Source organism: Streptomyces sp. bgisy130 (genome assembly GCF_057708345.1).
The window spans coordinates 84,738-103,067 of record NZ_JBYISA010000024.1; the positions used below are offsets into that span (position 1 = coordinate 84,738).

At 72.8% G+C, this 18,330-nt stretch carries 14 protein-coding genes; 2 read left to right on the top strand and 12 right to left on the bottom strand.

The features are described 5' to 3' along the window. Positions 1–534: 534 nt before the first annotated feature. From aceE to AC3EUV_RS26780, 6 genes are all read right to left on the bottom strand, one after another. A complete protein-coding gene (gene aceE, locus AC3EUV_RS26755; RefSeq protein ID WP_435604058.1) occupies positions 535–3,207 on the bottom strand; it encodes a pyruvate dehydrogenase (acetyl-transferring), homodimeric type in 2,673 nt (890 codons plus the stop codon). A 263-nt stretch (positions 3,208–3,470) separates the two neighbouring features. Beyond that, entirely contained in the window at positions 3,471–4,094 is a 624-nt protein-coding gene (locus AC3EUV_RS26760) for a GntR family transcriptional regulator (protein ID WP_387249856.1), read from the bottom strand. A gap of 185 nt (positions 4,095–4,279) precedes the next feature. After that, a complete protein-coding gene (gene sucB, locus AC3EUV_RS26765) occupies positions 4,280–6,031 on the bottom strand; it encodes a 2-oxoglutarate dehydrogenase, E2 component, dihydrolipoamide succinyltransferase (protein ID WP_435604059.1) in 1,752 nt (583 codons plus the stop codon). A 56-nt stretch (positions 6,032–6,087) separates the two neighbouring features. Continuing rightward, positions 6,088–7,476, bottom strand: coding sequence for a dihydrolipoyl dehydrogenase (gene lpdA, locus AC3EUV_RS26770; protein WP_042161876.1), 1,389 nt, complete (start codon positions 7,474–7,476; stop codon positions 6,088–6,090). Positions 7,477–7,867: 391 nt separating this feature from the next. Next, the gene (locus AC3EUV_RS26775) at positions 7,868–9,409 is read right to left on the bottom strand and encodes a leucyl aminopeptidase (RefSeq protein WP_432146703.1); all 1,542 of its coding nucleotides are present in this window, start codon (positions 9,407–9,409) and stop codon (positions 7,868–7,870) included. A 200-nt stretch (positions 9,410–9,609) separates the two neighbouring features. Beyond that, positions 9,610–10,404: an adenosylcobinamide-GDP ribazoletransferase gene (locus AC3EUV_RS26780; protein WP_435604060.1), complete on the bottom strand. Its 795-nt coding sequence runs from the start codon at positions 10,402–10,404 to the stop codon at positions 9,610–9,612. Between the two features lie 108 nt (positions 10,405–10,512). On the opposite strand from AC3EUV_RS26780, the gene AC3EUV_RS26785 reads away from it, so the two are divergent. Further along, a complete protein-coding gene (locus AC3EUV_RS26785) occupies positions 10,513–11,250 on the top strand; it encodes a hypothetical protein (protein WP_432146701.1) in 738 nt (245 codons plus the stop codon). Here AC3EUV_RS26785 and AC3EUV_RS26790 read toward each other — a convergent pair. The 5 genes from AC3EUV_RS26790 to AC3EUV_RS26810 all read right to left on the bottom strand — a co-directional run bounded on the left by AC3EUV_RS26790 (position 11,225) and on the right by AC3EUV_RS26810 (position 17,036). Next, entirely contained in the window at positions 11,225–11,923 is a 699-nt protein-coding gene (locus AC3EUV_RS26790; RefSeq protein WP_432146700.1) for a hypothetical protein, read from the bottom strand. The two genes, AC3EUV_RS26785 and AC3EUV_RS26790, sit on opposite strands and share 26 nt — an antisense overlap. Before the next feature lie 50 nt (positions 11,924–11,973). Continuing rightward, on the bottom strand, positions 11,974–13,737 hold the full coding sequence (locus AC3EUV_RS26795; protein ID WP_435604061.1) for a phosphatidylglycerol lysyltransferase domain-containing protein: 1,764 nt from the start codon (positions 13,735–13,737) through the stop codon (positions 11,974–11,976). 140 nt (positions 13,738–13,877) lie between these two features. Next, positions 13,878–14,924: a nicotinate-nucleotide--dimethylbenzimidazole phosphoribosyltransferase gene (cobT, locus tag AC3EUV_RS26800; RefSeq protein ID WP_435604062.1), complete on the bottom strand. Its 1,047-nt coding sequence runs from the start codon at positions 14,922–14,924 to the stop codon at positions 13,878–13,880. Positions 14,925–14,940: 16 nt separating this feature from the next. Beyond that, positions 14,941–15,648, bottom strand: coding sequence for a class I SAM-dependent methyltransferase (locus tag AC3EUV_RS26805; RefSeq protein WP_432146697.1), 708 nt, complete (start codon positions 15,646–15,648; stop codon positions 14,941–14,943). Positions 15,649–15,758: 110 nt separating this feature from the next. Next, positions 15,759–17,036: a bifunctional adenosylcobinamide kinase/adenosylcobinamide-phosphate guanylyltransferase gene (locus AC3EUV_RS26810; protein WP_435604063.1), complete on the bottom strand. Its 1,278-nt coding sequence runs from the start codon at positions 17,034–17,036 to the stop codon at positions 15,759–15,761. Between the two features lie 161 nt (positions 17,037–17,197). On the opposite strand from AC3EUV_RS26810, the gene AC3EUV_RS26815 reads away from it, so the two are divergent. Continuing rightward, complete coding sequence (locus AC3EUV_RS26815; RefSeq protein WP_432146695.1) at positions 17,198–17,413, top strand: hypothetical protein; 216 nt, start codon at positions 17,198–17,200, stop codon at positions 17,411–17,413. A gap of 68 nt (positions 17,414–17,481) precedes the next feature. On the opposite strand, the gene AC3EUV_RS26820 is transcribed toward AC3EUV_RS26815, so the two are convergent. Then, positions 17,482–18,078: a DUF3043 domain-containing protein gene (locus AC3EUV_RS26820; RefSeq protein ID WP_362833950.1), complete on the bottom strand. Its 597-nt coding sequence runs from the start codon at positions 18,076–18,078 to the stop codon at positions 17,482–17,484. Positions 18,079–18,330 lie beyond the last annotated feature (252 nt).

Sequence of the window (18,330 nt, forward strand, 5' to 3'; positions counted from 1 at the left end):
CGCCCCTGTTTTGGCGCCGTACGTTGTTTGGTGCGGGGCCGTTGTGGCTTGCGCCGTTGCGGGGGTGCGTGGTTGCCGCGGGGGTCGGAGGGGACGCACCGGGGCCCGTCCTCGGCGCGGGCGACGCGGCTACGTGCGATTGATTGCCCCGGCGTTTGCTCCGGTCCTGCGGGCGGGCCCCGGTACATCCCCTCCGACCGTCCCCCGTTGCCGACTGCCGGCCGGTGGCACCGCGCCTTACGGCCCGGCTCGGCCCGCGCCCAAGCTACGGGGCCGGGGTACCGGACGTCCCCTCCGACCCGCCACCCACAAACAGAAGGCGCACGACGCCCAGCCCACGGCAAACCGGCAAGCGGCCACAAGGAAAGCCCGGCCCGGCCGTAGTCAGGGCGTGACGGGCCGGGCCGGTGGTGGGTTCCCGTGCGGAGGCCCCGGGCGCGGGAAGGGTGGCCTCCGCACGGGAGATCGGGGTGCCCCTAGGGGGCGTGGGGCGGCGGGCCGCCGCCCCTACACGGCCGCGGCGCGGCCCGTGGTTCAGAGGCCGTAGCGCTCCTTGGCCTCCTTGACGGCCTCCGGCTTGACCTCGCCGCGGCGGGCGAGGGCGGCCAGGGCCTGGACGACGACCGACTGGGGGTCGACACCGAAGTGGCGGCGGGCCGCCTCGCGGGTGTCGGAGAGGCCGAAGCCGTCGGTGCCGATGGAGGTCCAGTCCTGCTCGACCCAGGGGGCGATCTGGTCGGGGACCGCGCGCATCCAGTCGCTGACCGCGATGACCGGGCCGGGGGCGCCGGCCAGGGCACGGGTGACGTACGGGATGCGGTCCTCGCCGTCCAGACGGGCGGCATCGCACTCCAGGGCGTCCCGGCGCAGCTCCGTCCAGGACGGGGCCGACCAGACGTCCGCCGCGACACCCCAGTCGGCGGCCAGCAGCTGCTGCGCCTCCAGGGCCCAGTGGATGGCGGTGCCGGACGCCAGCAGCTGGAGCTGCGGGCTGTCGGCCTCGGGCCGGGGGCCCTCGTTGAAGCGGTACAGGCCCTTGAGGATGCCCTCCTCGACGCCCTCCGGCATGGCCGGCTGGACCTTGGTCTCGTTGTAGACCGTGAGGTAGTAGAAGACGTCCTCGGCGTCCGGGCCGTACATCCGGCGCAGACCCTCCTTGACGATGACCGCGACCTCGTAGGCGAAGGCCGGGTCGTAGGAGAGCGCCGCCGGGTTGGTGGAGGCGATCAGGTGCGAGTGGCCGTCGGCGTGCTGGAGGCCCTCGCCGGTCATCGTGGTGCGGCCGGCGGTCGCACCGATGACGAAGCCGCGGCCCAACTGGTCGGCCAGCGCCCAGAACTGGTCGGCGGTGCGCTGCCAGCCGAACATCGAGTAGAAGATGTAGAAGGGGATCATCGGCTCGCCGTGCGTCGCGTACGAGGTCGCAGCGGCGGTGAAGTCGGCGAGTGAACCGGCCTCGGTGATGCCCTCGTTGAGGATCTGGCCGTCCTTGGCTTCCTTGTACCAGAGGAGCTGGTCACGGTCGACGGGGTCGTACGTGGCGCCCTTGGGGGAGTAGAGGCCGGCCGTCGGGAAGAGCGACTCCATGCCGAAGGTACGGGCCTCGTCGGGGACGATGGGGACCCAGCGCTTGCCGGTCTCCTTGTCCCGCATCAGGTCCTTGATCAGCCGGACGAACGCCATGGTGGTGGCGATCTCCTGGCTGCCGGAGCCCTTCTTCAGCGCGTCGAAGGCCTTGTCGGCGGGCATCGGCAGCGGCTTGGCGACGACCTTGCGGGCGGGGGCCGGGCCGTCGAGGGCGGCGCGCCGCTCGCGCAGGTAGACCATCTCGGGGGAGTCGTCGGCGGGGCGCCAATACGGCACCTGGTCGCCCTCCAGCGCGCTGTCCGGGATGGGGAGTTCGAGCACGTCACGCATGGTGCGGAACTCCGCCATGGTGAGCTTCTTCATCTGGTGGTTGGCGTTGCGGGACTCGAAGCCCGCGCCGAGGGTGTAGCCCTTGACGGTCTGCGCCAGGATGACGGTCGGCGCGCCCTTGTGCTCGACGGCGGCCTTGTAGGCGGCGTACACCTTGCGCGGCTCGTGGCCGGCCCGGGAGGTCTGGAACAGCTCCAGCAGCTTGGCGTCGGACAGCGTGCGGGCGATCGCCTGAAGCGACTCGTTCGCACCGAAGAAGTGCTCGCGCAGGTAGGCGGCGTCGCGGGTGGCGTAGGTCTGGAACTGCGCGTCGGGGGTCTCGCCCAGGCGCCGGATCAGGGCGCCGTCGGTGTCGAGGGCGAAGACCTCGTCCCAGGCGCGGCCCCACAGCGACTTGACGACGTTCCAGCCGGCCGCGCGGAACTGGGCCTCCAGCTCCTGCACGATCTTGAAGTTGGGGCGGACCGGCCCGTCGAGGCGCTGGAGGTTGCAGTTGATGACGAAGGTCAGGTTGTCCAGGCCCTCGCGGCCGGCCAGCGCCAGGGCGGCGGTCGACTCGGGCTCGTCCATCTCGCCGTCGCCGAGGAAGGCCCAGACGTGGGAGTTGGCGGTGTCCTTGATGCCGCGGTGCTCCAGGTAGCGGTTGAAGCGCGCCTGGTAGATCGCGGAGAGCGGGCCCAGCCCCATGGAGACGGTGGGGAACTCCCACAGCCAGGGCAGCCGCCGCGGGTGCGGGTAGGACGGCAGGCCCTCGCCGCCGGTCTCCTGGCGGAAGCGGTCGAGGTGGTCCTCGGTGAGGCGGCCTTCGAGGAAGGCGCGGGCGTAGACGCCGGGGGAGGCGTGGCCCTGGATGTAGAGCTGGTCGCCGCTGCCGTCGCCTTCCTTGCCGCGGAAGAAGTGCTGGAAGCCGGTCTCGTAGAGCCAGGCGGCGGAGGCGAAGGTGGCGATGTGGCCGCCGAGGCCCAGCGCGGAGCCGCGGGTGACCATCGCGGCGGCGTTCCAGCGGTTCCAGGCGGTGATCCTGGCCTCCATCGCCTCGTCGCCGGGGAAGGCGGGCTCGGCGGAGGTCGGGATGGTGTTGACGTAGTCCGTCTCCAGGAGGGACGGCAGGGCGGTGCCCTCGGTGCGCGCGGTGTGCTCAAGGGCACGGCGCATGAGGTACGCGGCGCGATGCGGGCCCGCTGCCTTGGTGACGGCGTCGAGCGACTCGCGCCACTCGGTCGTCTCCTCGGGGTCGCGATCCGGGAGCTGGTCGAGCTGGCTGTACGGCAGGCGCACGGGATCGGGCATGGGTGGCCCCTTTCCGGACGGGAGATAGCTCGGGGGTGCCGTCGTGATCGGGCCGCGTCCTCAGGGTGGACGGCGGCCTCGACGACACCCCCTACGAGTTCGGCAGGCAGGGTTGTCGCGCCCCGAAGGAGGACGATACGCCTCTGATCGATGATCGATCAACGCTCAACGAAGGAAAACCCGCAGGTCGGCACGGGGTGCCGCGATTTCGGGCACCGCGTGCCAGTCCCGCAGAGGGTCCGCCGGCTCCTCCCGGACCCGTCTCAGACCCGGGGTGCGCAGCTCAGGACATGCGACTTGAGCAGGGCGCCGATCTTCGGATCGCGCCGCCGGAACGCGTCCACGATCTCCTGGTGGTCCTGGGCGTGCGAGCGCGGCTCCGGGCTGAACCAGCGGATCGACAGCGTCGTCCAGACCTCGATGCCCAGCGACTCCCAGGTGTGCAGCAGCACGGCGTTCCCGGCCGCCCGCACGATCTCCCGGTGGAAGGCGACCGTGTGCCGCACCTGCGCCTCCCCGTCACCGGCCAGATCCGCCTCCCGCAGCGCTGCCACCTCCCGCTCCAGCGCCGCGGTGTTCTCGGCCAGCCGCCCCGCGGCCAGCTCGGCGGCCACCTGCTCCAGCCCGGCCCGCACCGGGTAGCTCTCCTTGAGGTCGTCGGCGGTCAGGTTCCGTACCCGTACGCCCTTGTTCGGCGCCGACTCGATCAGCTGGAGCGACTCCAGCTCCCGCAGCGCCTCCCGTACGGGAGTCTGGCTGACCTCCAGCTCCACCGCGATCCGCCGCTCCACGATCCGCTCGCCCGGCTGCCAGCGGCCGCTGACGATCCCCTCGAGGATGTGCTCGCGGATCTGCTCGCGCAGCGAATGGACGACGGGCGGGGTCATGAGGTGCTCCTTCAGAGCGGGCGGTGACAGAGGGCCATTATCCGGGAGGCGCGCGGGGGGCCGGTCAAAAGCCGCGAGGTGGACGCGCACCCCGGCACGCGGCCGGGGGACGCAAAAGGGCCGGCCCCGGCTCATACGAACCGGGGCCGGCCCCTAGGACACGCCTGCTGCGCGACTGCCGGGACTCAGAGACCGATCTCGGTCTCGAACTCGGCGGCCTCCAGGATCTGCTTGACCGTGGTCAGGTAGCGGGCGGCGTCGGCGCCGTCCACCAGACGGTGGTCGTAGGAGAGCGCGAGGTAGGTCATGTCGCGCACCGCGATGGTCTCGCCGAGGTCCGGGTGGTTGATGACCACCGGGCGCTTGACGGTGGCACCGATGCCCAGGATGCCGACCTGGTTCGGGGGCACGATGACGGTGTCGAACAGGGCGCCGCGCGAACCGGTGTTGCTGATGGTGAAGGTCGCACCGGACAGCTCGTCCGGCGTGATCTTGTTCGCGCGGACCTTGCCCGCCAGGTCCGCCGTCTTGCGGGCGATACCGGCGATGTTGAGGTCACCGGCGTCCTTGATGACCGGGGTCATCAGGCCCTTCTCCGCGTCCACCGCGATACCGACGTTCTCGGTGTCGAAGTAGGAGATGGTGCCCTCGTCCTCGTTGATCCGGGCGTTGATGACCGGGTGGGCCTTCAGCGCCTGGACCGCGGCCTTGACGAAGAACGGCATCGGGGAGAGCTTGACGCCCTCACGCTGCGCGAACCCGTCCTTGGCCTGGTTGCGCATCCGCATGATCTTGGTGATGTCCACCTCGACCACGGAGGTCAGCTGCGCCTGGCTGTGCAGGGCCTTCATCATGTTGTCGCCGATGACCTTGCGCATCCGCGGCATCTTGACGGTCTGACCGCGCAGCGGCGACGCCTCGATGGCCGGAGCCTTCGACACGGCCGGGGCGGCGGCGGCCGGCGCGGCGGCCTTGGCGGCCTCGGCGGCGGCGATGACGTCCTGCTTGCGGATACGGCCACCGACGCCGGTGCCCTTGACCGTGGCGAGGTCGACACCGTTCTCGGCGGCGAGCTTGCGCACCAGCGGGGTGACGTACGCGCCCTCACCGGCGGCCGGGGCCGGGGCGGCGGGGGCGGCGGGCGCCGGGGCGGCAGCAGCCGGAGCCGGAGCCGGGGCAGCGGCCGGAGCCGGCGCGGGGGCCGGAGCCGGAGCGGCCGGGGCGGCGGGCGCCGGGGCGGCAGCAGCCGGAGCCGGAGCCGGGGCGGGCGCCGGAGCCGGCGCGGCGGCGGGGGCCGGGGCGGCCGGAGCCGGCGCGGCGGCCGGGGCCGCACCCGCGGCACCGATGACGGCGAGCTTGGCGCCGACCTCGGCGGTCTCGTCCTCACCGACCACGATCTCCAGCAGGGTGCCGGAGGCCGGGGCGGGGATCTCGGTGTCGACCTTGTCGGTGGAGACCTCCAGCAGCGGCTCGTCGGCCGTGACCTCCTCGCCGACCTCCTTCAGCCAGCGGGTGACGGTGCCCTCGGTGACGCTCTCGCCGAGCGCGGGGAGGACGACGTCGGTGCCCTCGGCGCCGCCCGCGGGGGCAGCGGCGGGGGCGGGGGCCTCGGCAGCGGGGGCCGGGGCCGGCTCGGGCTGCGGCTCGGCCGCGGGGGCCTCGGCAGCGGCCGGGGCCGGGGCAGCGGCAGGCGCGCCGGTGCCGTCGTCGATGACGGCCAGCTCGGCGCCGACCTCCACGGTCTCGTCCTCGGCCACCTTGATGGCGGTCAGGACGCCGGCGGCCGGGGCCGGGATCTCGGTGTCGACCTTGTCGGTCGACACCTCGAGCAGCGGCTCGTCGGCCTCGACGCGCTCACCCTCGGCCTTGAGCCAGCGAGTGACGGTGCCCTCGGTGACGCTCTCGCCGAGCGCCGGCAGGGTTACGGAAACCGCCATGGTTTCAGTTGCTCCTTACAAGTGTGGTGCGGATGTGGTCGCGCCCGGGACTGGGGTCAGTCGTGGGAGTGGAGAGGCTTGCCGGCCAGGGCCAGGTGGGCCTCGCCGAGCGCCTCGTTCTGCGTCGGGTGCGCGTGCACGAGCTGCGCAACTTCGGCCGGCAGGGCCTCCCAGTTGTAGACCAGCTGGGCCTCACCGACCTGCTCGCCCATACGGTCACCGACCATGTGGACGCCGACCACGGCACCGTCCTTGACCTGGACGAGCTTGATCTCGCCCGTGGTCTTCAGGATCTTGCTCTTGCCGTTGCCCGCGAGGTTGTACTTGAGAGCGACGACCTTGTCGGCGCCGTACAGCTCCTTGGCCTTGGCCTCGGTGATACCCACCGAAGCGACCTCGGGGTGGCAGTACGTCACGCGCGGCACGCCGTCGTAGTCGATCGGCACGGTCTTCTGACCGGCCAGCCGCTCCGCCACCAGCATGCCCTCGGCGAAGCCGACGTGCGCGAGCTGGAGGGTGGGAACGAGGTCACCGACGGCCGAGATGGTCGGCACGTTGGTCTGCATGTACTCGTCGACCAGGACATAGCCGCGGTCCATCGCGACGCCCTGCTCCTCGTAGCCCAGGCCCGCCGAGACCGGCCCGCGGCCGATCGCGACCAGCAGCACCTCGGCCTCGAAGGTCTTGCCGTCGGCGAGGGTGACCTTGACGCCGTCGGCGGTGTACTCGGCCTTGTCGAAGAAGGTGCCGAGGTTGAACTTGATGCCGCGCTTGCGGAAGGCCCGCTCCAGTAGCTTGGAGCTGTTCTCGTCCTCGACCGGGACGAGGTGCTTGAGGCCCTCGATGATGGTCACGTCGGTGCCGAAGGACTTCCACGCGGAGGCGAACTCGACGCCGATGACGCCGCCGCCCAGCACGATCGCGGACTTCGGCACGCGGTCCAGCGTGAGCGCGTGGTCCGAGGAGATGATGCGGTTGCCGTCGATGTCCAGGCCCGGCAGCGACTTCGGCACCGAGCCGGTCGCCAGCAGGACGTGGCGGCCCTGGACACGCTGGCCGTTCACATCGACAGAGGTCGGGGAGGACAGCCGGCCCTCGCCCTCGATGTAGGTCACCTTGCGGGAGGCGACCAGCCCCTGGAGGCCCTTGTACAGGCCCGAGATGACCTCGTCCTTGTACTTGTGGACGCCCGCGATGTCGATGCCCTCGTACGAGGTCTTGACACCGAACTGGGCGGCCTCACGAGCCTGATCCGCGATCTCACCGGCGTGCAGCAGCGCCTTGGTGGGGATGCAGCCGTTGTGCAGGCAGGTGCCGCCGAGCTTGTTCTTCTCGATCAGGGCGACGTCCAGGCCCAGCTGCGCCCCGCGCAGGGCAGCGGCGTAACCACCGCTACCGCCTCCGAGGATCACTAGGTCGAAAACGGTGCTGGCGTCGTTCGCCACGTCACGTCCTCCATGCATGGGTACGCCGGAGCCGGTCTCCAATGACCGGACGGCGGCTGTGGTTCGGCCGCTTTTACTTCGGCCCTGGGTAAGGGGGGCCCTGTCCTGCCGAGAACCCATCTTCGCACTTGTTCCGTGAAGCCGGGACGGCGGGCCGGGCTGTGGGACGGCGATCGGCCGCCCCGTACGGGTTACTGAGGCGTACGGAATATGCGGTACCGCGCGGCATTACCGGGGAGGGGCGGTGGCCGGAAACGCGTGGACGTACGGATTTCGTCGAGGGCGAACGCGGGACGGCCGCGCGGCGCACCCGTGCCGACGGCCCCGGGCGGGCTGCCCGGGGCCGTGGCGGATATCACGGGATCGGCGGGGAAGGCCCCGGCGCGGTCCGTCAGCCCAGGTCGCCCGCGGCGGTGCGCTCGGCGAGCCGGACCAGGGTGCGCACCGCGGAGCCGGTGCCGCCCTTGGGGGTGTAGCCCCAGGGCGCGCCCTCGTGGAAGGCCGGGCCCGCGATGTCCAGGTGGGCCCAGGTGATGCCCTCGCCGACGAACTCCTTCAGGAACAGGCCGGCGACCAGGCCGCCGCCCATCCGCTCGCCCATGTTGGCGAGGTCGGCGACCGGGGTGTCCATGCCCTTGCGCAGCTCGGACGGCATCGGCATCGGCCAGGACTGCTCGCCCGCCTCCTCGGCGATCTCGTGGACCGAGGTACGGAAAGCGTCGTCGTTGGCCATGATCCCGAAGGTGCGGTGGCCCAGCGCCAGCACCATCGCGCCGGTCAGGGTGGCGACGTCCACGATCGCGTCCGGCGACTCCTCCGACGCGCGGGTCAGCGCGTCGGCCAGCACCAGCCGGCCCTCGGCGTCGGTGTTGAGCACCTCGACGGTCTTGCCGCTGTACATGGTCAGGACGTCACCGGGACGGGTGGCGGAGCCGGACGGCATGTTCTCGGCGAGCGCCAGCCAGCCGGTGAGGTTCACCGCCAGGCCCAGCCGGGCGGCGGCCACGACCGCGGCGAACACCGCGGCCGCACCGCTCATGTCGCACTTCATGGTCTCGTTGTGGCCGGCCGGCTTGAGCGAGATGCCGCCCGAGTCGTAGGTGATGCCCTTGCCGACCAGCGCCAGGGTCTTCTCGGCCTTGGGGTGGGTGTACGCGATCCGCACCAGCCGCGGCGGGGCCTGCGAGCCCTGGCCGACGCCCATCAGACCGCCGTAGCCGCCCTTCTTGAGCGCCTTCTCGTCGAGCACCTCGACCTTGAGGCCGAACTCCTTGGCCGCCGCCTGCGCCTCGGCCGCGAAGGTCTTCGGGTCGAGGTCGTTGGGCGGCATGTTGATCAGGTCACGGGCGCGGTTGACCTCCGCGGCCAGCGCCTCGGAGCGGGCGGCGGCGGCCTTGAAGTCCTTGTCGCGCGGCTTGGTGCCGAGGAGCGCGACCTCCCCGAGCGGCGCCGACTTGGCGTCGTTCTTCTTGCCGTCCTTGCCGTTCGCGGCGCCGTTGCCCCGGTTCGCGGCGTAGGAGTACGCGCCGAGCAGCGCGCCCTCGCCCACCGCGGCGGCCGCCTCGGCGTCCTCGACGGGCAGCGCGAAACCGGCCTTCTTGCTGCCGGTCAGCGCGCGGGCGGCGCTGCCCGCGGCGCGCCGCAGCGCCTCGTGGCCGAAGCCGTCGCCCTTGGCCGGCGCGTCACCGAGGCCGACCGCCAGTACGACCGGTGCCTTGAGGCCGTCTGCGGCGGGCAGCTTGGTCACCTCGCCCTCGGCACCACTCGCGCCGAGGGTCTCCAGCACGGCGGCGAGCTTGCCGCCGAAGGCCTTGTCCACGGCTTCCGCGCCGGGGGCGACAACGACGCCCTTGGCGCCCTTGGCCACGCCGACGACGACGGCATCCGCGCGCAGCGTCGCGGCGGATGAAGTACTGAGGGTCAGTGCAGTCACGGTGATGAGGGTCCTGTTCCGTCCGGGGAATCCGTCTGCGCGCAGCGCGCTGCTCCGGCTGAGCCTACGCTCGGCGGCGCCCCAAGGCCCGTCCGATAGCACACCGGCACATAACGGTGCCCCGGCGGTTGTCGGCGTACCGGCTGAACTGCCCTTCCGTACACGCCAGTTGGGTACCCGGAAGGGGCCGCCGGGGCAGGCTAACCGAGCGTCAGCACGACCAGTGCCGCGAGCCCCGCGCTCTCCGCGAGCGCCCCGAACACATCACCGGTCACCCCGCCGAACCGGCGCCGGCAGTGCCGCAGCAGCAACTCGCCCAGCCCGAGGCCGCACAGCGCCGCGAGCCCGGTGTGCAGCGCGCCGTACGGGCCGAACCCGGCGCCGGCGGCCGCGCATCCGGCGGCCACCAGCACCGCACACAGCAGCGCCGCGCGCGCCGGGACGGTGCCCGCGACCGCCGCGCCGAGTCCCTCCGGACGGGCGGCCGGCACTCCCGTGCGGGAGGCAAGGGTCAGCGCGCAGCGGGCGGTGACCGCCGCGACGGCCGCGGCCACGGCGCCGTGCGCCCAGCCCTCCGCGTACCGCTCGGACAGCGCGGCCACCTGCGCCAGCAGGGTGAACAGCAGCGTGATCACCCCGAACGGGCCGATGTCGGACTGCTTCATGATGCGCAGCGCGTCCTCGGCGGGCTTGCCGCTGCCCAGGCCGTCGGCGGTGTCGGCGAGCCCGTCCAGATGCAGCCCGCGGGTGAGCACGGCGGGCACCGCGGCGCTGCCGACCGCGGCGAGCAGCGGCCCGCCGCCGAGCACCAGCAGCGCCCCGCCGACCGCGGCCGCGCACAGCCCGACGACCAGCCCGGCCAGCGGCGCGCAGAGCATCCCGCCGCGCGCCGCCGCCCGGTCCCAGCGGGTGACGCGGACCGGCAGCACGGTCAGGGTGCCGAACGCGAAGCGCAGGGCGTCGGACGGGGCCAGGGGAGCGGGGGTCTCGGTCACCGCGGCAGGCTATCCGGGCGCCCGCCGCGTTTGACTGCCGGTTCCGGCCGCCCGGACAGGGCCTAATGGTGGCTATGTGTCCTTACGTGACAAAGGGGAGCGGGTGGGATGGGCCACTGGTGGTACCGCAACATCGTCGAGCCGGGGAAGCTGCCGCTGCTGCTCGCGCTCGCCTCGTTCGTGCTGACCTTCCTGGTGACCCGGGCCGTCACCCGTCTCATCCGCGCGGGCAAGGGACCGTTCCGCAACATCGCCCCGGGCGGGGTCCATATCCACCATGTCGTCCCCGGGGTGATGCTGATGGTCCTCGGCGGCTTCATCGCGCTGGCCGGCGGCCGGCGCGGCTTCGGCACCGGGGTCGCGGCGGTGCTCTTCGGGATGGGGGTGGGCCTCGTCCTGGACGAGTTCGCGCTGATCCTGCACCTCGACGACGTGTACTGGACCGAGGAGGGCACCAAGAGCGTCGAGATCGTCATCCTCACCGTCGCCCTGGTCGCCCTGATCCTCGCCGGATTCCTGCCGTTCGGGGTCAATGAACTCGGTCCGGACGAGGAGACCGACCGCTTCACGGTCGTGCGGACGGTGGCCGTCAACTTCCTCTTCGCGGTGATCGCCCTCATCAAGGGCAAGGGCCGGATCGCGGTCGTCGGGGTGTTCGTGCCGTTCGTCGCGCTCTTCGGCGCGATCCGGCTGGCCCGGCCGAACTCGCCCTGGGCCCGGCGCTTCTACCGCAGCCGCCCGAAGGCGCGGGCCCGCGCCCGGGTCCGCGCCTACCGTCACGACCGCCGCTGGTCGGCGCTGCGCCGCAGGGTCGAGGACTTCATCGGGGGCGCGCCGAGCCGCTGACCCGCCGGCCGTCGCCGGGCTTGTGCGGCGACCACAGCTCCAGCAGCCCGCAGAGCACCAGCACCGCCAGCACCGCCGCGACATGCTCCTTGCCCGCGAGGTTGTTCTTGATGGACACCACCTCGACGACCATCGCCACCGCCACCGCGGCACAGGTGAACCAGGCGCGGTAGCGCCAGCACACGAACACCGCCAGCCCCACCACCGCCGCCGACGGCCCGGTGTCGGTGACGTACTTGTCCGAGTCGGGCAGCCCGAGCGGGCTCACCGGGCCGATCCAGATGCCGATCCGGGCGTACATCGTCCCGGCGAGCGTGGCGAGGTAGGCGACGGCCAGCAGCTGCCGCCGGCCCACACAGATCTCGGCGATCCCGAAGACCACCAGGATCTGCGCCAGGGCACCCCACACCGGCAGGTCCAGCGCGGGCACGAACAGCGACAGCGGGGTGCGCAGCAGCGCCAGCCACAGATGCTCATCGGCCTGTACGGAGCCGATGTTCTGGATCGTCCGGTAGCCCCAGGCCTGGTTCTGCACGAACTGGAAGACCAGGGTCAGGCCCACCGCGGTGAGCGTCACCGGGATCGCCCGCAGCCGCGAGGCGGCCAGCGCGGCCCGTACGGTCCGCAGCAGCGGGCCCCACTCGGCGCGCGCGGCGCGACGCAGGACGGGCATCCCTCCCCGGCCCGGCGCGGGTCCTTGCCGCCGCCCCGCCCCAGCGGAGGTCATCTCACATTCTCCAGGTGCTTGCGGTTCAGCCACTTGGGCAGACCGGGTGCTTCCAGAAAGCCTTCCGCGCGGCCGGCGGCGATTCCGATCCGCAGCAAATCGGTGCTCTTTTCGAAGAGCATGTACCGCGGTTCCCAGATCGGCCGGTATTTCGCATTGGCGCGATAGAGCGATTCGATCTGCCACCACCGGGAGAAGAAGCTGAGCAGCGAGCGCCACAGGCGCAGCACCGGGCCCGCGCCGAGTCGCGATCCACGTTCGAAGACGGAACGGAACATCGCGAAGTTGAGCGAGAGTTGCGTGACCTCCACCTCTTTCGCCCGCTGGATCAACTCCAGCACCATGAACTCCATCAGCCCGTTCTCGGAGTTCCGGTCCCGGCGCATCAGATCCAGCGAAAGGCCCTTCTCACCCCACGGCACAAAGCTGAGCAGCGCCCGCAGTTCGCCGGCCTCGTCCCCGGTGCCGCCGCTCCGGCATTCGAGCATCACGCAGCGCCCGTCCCCGGGGTCGCCGAGCCGGCCCAGCGCCATCGAGAAACCGCGCTCGGTCTCCCCGTCGCGCCAGTCGTCGGCCAGCTCCAGCAGCCGGTCCATCTCCGCGGCGGGGATGTCCTCGTGGCGCCGGATACGGACGGTGTAGCCGGCCCGCTCGATCCGGTTGTAGGCCTGCCGTACGGTGCGCATCGCGCGACCGCCGAGGGTGAACTCCCCGGTGTCCACGATCGCTTCGTCGCCCAGCTCCAGCGCGTCCAGACCGTGCCGGGCGTAGATCGTGCCGCCCTCCTCGCTCGCCCCCATCACCGCCGGCGCCCAGCCGTGCTCGCGTGCCTCGGCCAGCCACACCTCGATCGCCCCCGGCCAGGCCTCGGGGTCGCCCAGCGGATCGCCGGAGGCCAGCGAGACCCCGCCCACCACGCGGTAGGTGACCGCGGCCTTGCCGCTGGGGGAGAACAGCACGCTCTTGTCGCGGCGCAGCGCGAAGTAGCCCAGCGAGTCGCGGTCGCCGTGCCGCGCCAGCAGGGCCCGCAGCCGCTCCTCGTCGTCCGCGGTGATCGCCTCGGTGCTCCGTACCGACCGGAAGGCCGCCCACAGGACCGCGACCAGCAGCAGCGTGCTCAGCACATTGATCGCGACATTGACCCAGTTCGGGGTGGCGATCTCCGGGAACGCGCGGTCGTCGGCGGCCAGCGACACCAGCCGCATCAGGCCGTAGCGCCAGCGCTGCACGAAGGTCGAGGGACCGGCCGCGGTGTTGGTGACGGTCACCAGCAGCGCCGCGAGCAGCGAGGCGGCCAGCAGACCGCCGGCCGCGACCGCCGCCGCCAGTTTCGGGTTCGCCCGGTCGCCCTTCGCCGAGAACTCCCGGCGCCCGGCCACCAAGGCGACGGCGAACAGCGCGGTGAATACCAGCGACACCCAGTTCTGCACATGGCCACGGAACTCCGGGGCCACCACCATCCCGAAGGCGAACAGCAGCGTCAGCAGCCCGGACAGCACCAGATTCAGAATCCATGCCGCCCGCTTGCGCCGCCGCAGGGTGACCGACAGGAACAGCGAGAAGGCGGCGGAGGCGAAGCCCGCCGTCAGCAGATACGGAGTGAAGAATTCCGCGCTGTTGTGCCGGCGGATGTCATTGCCGAAGGACACCCACACCGCACTCAGGAAATTGAGGAAGGTGACGGCGCGCAGATACCAGATGCCGAACGCGGCACCACGCTGTGACCATGAGCCGCGCGGGCGGCCTTCGTCCGGACTCAAGCGATGTCTCCCATAAACCGTGAAAGCGCGATCTTATGGGGCGCCGCCGTCGGTCCGGCACGGGCGTGAAGTGGAGCGCCCGGGTCCGGGCCCCGCCCGGGCGCTTCCGGTGGAGCCGGCCGCGGTGGGCCGGCTCCGGGTCAGTCGCGTACGGGCAGTTCTGCCGCCAGGGCCGCGGCCGCCTGCACCAATGGCAGGGCCAGCAGCGCCCCCGTCCCCTCACCCGCAGTGACGCCGTGGTCGAGCAGAGGGTTGAGTGCGATCCGGTCAAGAGCCTTCGCCTGCGCCGGCTCCCCGCTCGCCTGCCCGGCCAGCCACCAGTCCGGCGCCCGGAACGCCACCCGCTGCGCCACCAGCGCACAGGCCGCCGAGACCACCCCGTCGAGGATCACCGGAGTACGGCGCACCGCGCTCTGGAGCAGAAATCCGGTGATCGCGGTCAGATCCGCGCCGCCGACCGTGGCCAGCAGCTCCAGCTGGTCGCCGAGCACCGGACGGGCCCGCCGCAGGGCGTCGCGGATCGCCGCGCACTTGCGCATCCACGCCAGATCGTCGATCCCCGCGCCGCCCCGGCCGGTGACCACCGAGGCGTCCGTCCCGCACAGCGCGGCGATCAGCGTGCTCGCCACCGTCGTCCCGCCGACGCTCAGATCGCCCAGCACCACCAGATCGGTGCCCGCGTCCGCCTCCTCGTCCGCGATCGCCATCCCGGCCCGGAACGCCGCCTCGGCCTCCTCGGCCGTCAGCGCGTCCTCGACATCGATCCGTCCCGAACCCCGCCGCACCCGGTGCCGGGTGACCTCCTCGGGCAGCTCCTCCGGGGCGCAGTCCACCGCCAGGTCCACCACCCGCAGCGGCACCCCGGTGTTCCGCGCCAGCACCGCGGCCGGGCTCGCCCCGTCCAGCACGGCCCGTACGAGATCCCGGGTGCCGCCGGCCGGCCGGGCCGACACCCCCAGCTCCGCCACCCCGTGATCGCCGGCGAACAGCAGCACCCGCGGCTGCCCGACCGGCCGCACCGGCACCTGCTGCTGTGCGGCGGCCAGCCATTCACCCAGTTCGTCAAGGCGGCCGAGGGCTCCCGGCGGCACGGCCAGCCGCGCCCGCCGCTCCTCGGCGTCACGGCGCACACCGCCGTCGGGGCGCTCGATCAGATGGGCGAAGTCATCGAGGTTCAGGGCGCTCATTGGGCGCAGATTACCGTCAACGCACCGCTGACGAGGCCCGCCGGGGGGAACCGGCCGCCGCGAACCGCACCTCGCACACCAGGGGCGTCAGCGCACCCAGCACCGGCATCCGGCGCAGCCACCCCGCCGGGCCGACCTCGCGCACCGCGACGATGCCGGGGTGCGCGCCGGCCACCCGCGGCAGCTCGGCCCGGTCCAACCCCCAGCGCACCGGACCCGGCCACCGGCCGCCGCCCGGCCCGGCGGCCCGCCGGGCCAGCGCCGTCGTTGTCCGTGGCAGGGCGTCAAAGACCAGCGCACCACCGGGAAAACGCTCCGCACACACCGCCAGCAGCGCCCGCACCGCGGGCGGCGGCAGCCGCATCAGCACTCCCGGCGCGGTGACGACGACCCCGAGATCCGGCTCCCGCACCGCGTCCAGCCAGCGGTGATCGGTCACCGCGCGGGCGACCGTACGCCGCCGGGGACCGTCCGGCAGCAGCATCCGGCGCACCGCGGCGGTCTCCGGCGCCAGCACCGTCAGCCAGTTCAGCCGCCCGTTGTCCAGCCGCCAGAAACCGGTACCCAGCCCCTCCCCGAGCGCGACCACCGTCGCCTCCGGATACCGCGCCAGGTAGCCGCGTACGGCCGCGTCGAAACGCCGCCCGCGCGCCCGCGGCGCACGGAGGGCTCGCGCTCCCCACCCGTCCGGCGCCGCCGTCTCGGTCCGCTCGGATTCGGTCACGGGTCAAGAGCACCCGGCGCCGCGCCCCCGGGCAAGCGGACACGGTGCCCACCGGGCCTCCGTCATCCACGCAGCGCAAGCGGATACCGGCCCCCGATCCCCGACCCCCGTCATCCCCGCAGCGCCAGCGCCTGGCCCGCGACGACCAGCAGCACCTGCTCGCACTCCGCGCCGAACGCCGCGTTCAGCCGCCCCAGTTCGTCCCGGAACCGCCGGCCCGCCGGGGTCGCCGGGACGACGCCGGAGCCGACCTCGTTGCTGACCGCCACCACCCGGCGGCGCGTCGCGCGCAGCGCCGCCACCAGTGCGTCGGTCCGCTCCCGCAGCGCCCGCCGGCCACCGGCCTCCCAAGTCGCGTCGTCCCACGCCCCGACCTCGTCCATCACATGTGTCAGCCACAGCGCCAGACAGTCGATGAGCAGCGGTGCCGCCTCGTCCGGCCAATGGGCGCCGGGGTCCGCGCCGGGCCCGGCCGCGGTCAGCAGCGGCACCAGATCGCAGGTCTCGACGGTGCGCCAGCTGTTGGGGCGCCGCTCGCGGTGCAGCGAGATCCGCTCTGCCCAGTCCTCGTCGCCGTCCCGGGTGCCCCCGGTGGCCACGTAGACCACGTCGGGGAAGGCCACGAGCCGCCGCTCCGCCTCCACCGATTTCCCGCTGCGCGCGCCGCCCAGCACCAGCGTGCGCCGCGGCAGATCCGGCACCGCGTGGAACTCGCCGACCCGCAGCGTGCTGCCGTCCGCCACCGCGCGGGCCCCCACCGCCGCCAGCCGCCGGTGCAGCTCGGGCCCCGGCGGCACCTCGTGGTCCAGGTGCACCGCGAGCACATCCGTCGCCGCGTCGACCGCCCCGCTCGCCCGCAGCCTGGCCAGCGCCTCGGGCCGCCCCAGCACATCGAGCAGCACCAGGTCGTACGGGCCGTTGCCGCCCGGGTCCTGGTCAGCGCCGCCCGCCGCCCGGCCGTTGCCGTCCAGCCCGGACGGGGCCGCGCCCGGCGGCAGATACAGCAGCCGCTGGCCCTCGGCGCCGGAGATCTCGTAGCCGGTCCCCGGGATGTCCACCGCGACGGCCCGCACCCGGTGCCCGTCGAGCAGCGCCAGCTCCCGCCCGTCCGCGACCCGGCCCGGCTGCGGCAGCCCGGCCGGCACCTCCAGCACCGGACCGTGGTGCGGATGCGAGAGCAGCACCTGCCGCACGCCCGCCAGCGACTGCCCGGCGCGGGCCGCCGCGAAGGCCGGGCCCGGCGTCAGATCGATCAGCAGCGCACCGTCGACGAGCAGCGCGGTGGCCGCCCGCGCCTCGTCGCCGACGGCGGTCGCACAGGCGGCACACGGGCAGCCGGGGCGCGGCAGCCCCTGCGGGGCCCCGGTGCCGAGGAGAGTCACATCCACACCGCCGAGTTTCTCGCGTCCCCGCCCGGCGGGCGCGGCGGGGGCGGACTCGACACGGCCGTTAGGCTGCCGATCAGCACGGAAGCACGGCCCGGCGGAGGGCACTTCGACGCGCTCCGCGGTGGCACAGACTCGTACTCGGTGGGATCCAGGAGGCGCAGATGGCGTGGACGTGGCGGTTCGAGAAGGCCGACGGCTCGGAGACGGCGCCGGCCGTGCAACCCGAGGAGTTCACCACGCAGGGTGACGCGGAGTCCTGGATCGGCGAGGAGTGGAAGGCCCTCCTGGAGGGCGGCGCCGACCAGGTCAGGCTCTTCGAGGACGGCACCGAGATCTACGCGGGCCCGATGAGCCTGCACGCGGACGCGGAGGCCTGAGAGCCGAAGACGCCGGGCCGGGCCCCTGAGGGGTCCGGCCCGGCGTCAAGGATTCGGTCGCGCCGGCCCTACGGCTTCTCGCCCCGCTTGACCTGCGGCTTCGGCAGTCGCAGCCGCCGCATCTGAAGCGTGCGCATCACCGCGTACGCCTTCACGCCCTTGAGGTTCTCGTTCGGGAAGCGCTCCTGGAGCAGCTTGCCGAGCCGGAACCAGATCAGCACCGAGTCGAGCACGATCAGCACGATGATCACGAGCCACAGCAGCAGCGCGATGCTCTGGATCGACGGCACCCGGATCATGGTGAGCACCAGGATCACCACGGCCATCGGCAGGAAGAACTCGGCGACCGCCCAGCGGGAGTCGACATAGTCCCGCGCGAACCGGCGCACCGGTCCCTTGTCGCGCACCGGCAGATACCGCTCGTCGCCGCTGGCCATCGCCTCACGCTGGCGGGCCATGTCGGCACGGCGCGCCTCACGCTGGGCCTTGGCCGCATCCTTGCGGTTGGCCGGCGTATGCGCACGCGAGCGGCGCTGCGACTGGGAGTCACTGCGCTTGGGCGTCGGGCGGCCCTTGGGGGCCTGCGGGTCGCGGGGCTGCTGGGGCTGGTCCGCGGTCACCTTGGCGGTCGCGGCCTGCTCATCCTTCGAACGGCTTCGGAACACAAAACCCAAGGGTACGTGCTCGCCGCGGGTGAGCCACGGTCCGACGGGGAACGATCCGGCAACGGCGCGTCCCGGGACGGGGGCCTTACCGGGACAGAAGCCCCTTCCTACCAGGACAGACCGGACATCGCGCCGGTTGTCCGGACTCTCCCTACTCCTTGCGCGGGAGAAGCCGCGCCCCCGATCGTCCTGGAGGAGGAGCGCATCCGGGCGCGAACAGTGCGGTAATGGAACCAGGGCCCGTACTGTGGG